Origin of the sequence: Falsigemmobacter intermedius (genome assembly GCF_004054105.1) — a bacterium.
GTDB classification, from domain to species: domain Bacteria; phylum Pseudomonadota; class Alphaproteobacteria; order Rhodobacterales; family Rhodobacteraceae; genus Wagnerdoeblera; species Wagnerdoeblera intermedia.
The window spans coordinates 1-1,243 of the sequence record NZ_SBLC01000143.1 but is presented as its reverse complement, the minus strand read 5'-3'; the positions used below and the strand labels follow the sequence as shown (position 1 = coordinate 1,243).

The window sequence follows — 1,243 nt, the reverse complement described above, 5'->3', positions numbered from 1 at the left end:
AACATGTTCGTCGGGGAAGACCTGTCTGTCGTCGGCCAGAGCTTCTTGAGCGACACTTCCGTCAATGGCGAGCTGGGTGTGACCGGAAATGCGACCGTCTTGGGCAACACAAACTTGGGCGGCACACTAAATGTAGAGGGCGCGACCACGCTCCAAAGCACACTTCTCGTCGAGGGAGCCACAACCATCAACAACACCCTCCTTGTTTCGACAGGAGACACAACCTTTGATGTGAATGGAACCAGTGCCAATCTGACAGTAGATGACGGCACTAATGCGTCTTCGTTGGCTGTCACATCCACAACAGTGTCTTTGACCAATAGCGGCTCCGGCATGACGTCTTCATCCGGCGCGACGACTGTGACAGGAACAACCCAAGCGACCATCACAGGCGGCACAACATCGATGTTGGTTAGCAACTCAGGGGTCAATTTCTCGGGTGCCGGAGGTGCTCCGGTGCGACTTTCTGGTGTCGCCGATGGTGTAGCGCCATTCGATGCCGTCAATGTGCGTCAACTTGAGCAAATGGATCGGCGCCTGAGTGCCGGGATTGCCGGGACAATGGCTATGACACAACTTCCCACCATTTCTGCAGGTGAAAGCTCCTCCTTCGGGATTGCGTTCGGACACTATAATAGCCAAAGCGCCCTTGCGATGGGTGGTGCCGTTCGTGTGACAGATTCCATGACGGTCAGAGGAGCTCTGCAACACAGCTCTGTTGGTGGCACAGGCGGCGCAGTTGGCCTTGGCTGGTCCTGGTAAAATAATAAAAATAAGTCTCTCCTTGGTGTTAAAACACATCAAGGAGAGACTATATCATCGCTCAAGAGCAATGCTCTTGAGCATGACCTTTTATATAAGTCTTCTGTTTTCGCCGTTCGGTCTAACGCCTGCGATGGCACAACAGAGCCAAACAATCATCAACATCAGGAATGCAGGCGGCATCAACTGTGGCCAATTTCTTGGGGCTATGCGCCAAGAAAACAACCCCATAGACAAAACAGCCTTTCTACAATGGGCTGCCGCTTACACGACTGCCTTTTCAAGAGAGCGTTCCCTTATTGATGCTTTTCCGATTATCGACACGAGGGAACTTGTCGTTATGACAGGCTTGCTGTGTTTGGAAGATGAACGGGTGACATTTGAGGTCGCTTTGCGAACTGCCCTATCACGGCTAGAGCCCTTTTGGGTAAAAGGATCTCCAGAAATCCTGAATCTAACAGATCCATCTGGCCGGCGCGTG

2 protein-coding genes are annotated in these 1,243 nt (G+C 52.3%); both read left to right on the top strand.

Annotated elements, in window-relative coordinates:
- Positions 1-762: YadA-like family protein (locus EP867_RS19650; RefSeq protein ID WP_174722363.1), on the top strand; the 762-nt coding region annotated here is incomplete at its 5' end.
- A 76-nt stretch (positions 763-838) separates the two neighbouring features.
- Positions 839-1,243: hypothetical protein (locus tag EP867_RS19645; RefSeq protein WP_164888990.1), on the top strand; the 405-nt coding region annotated here is incomplete at its 3' end.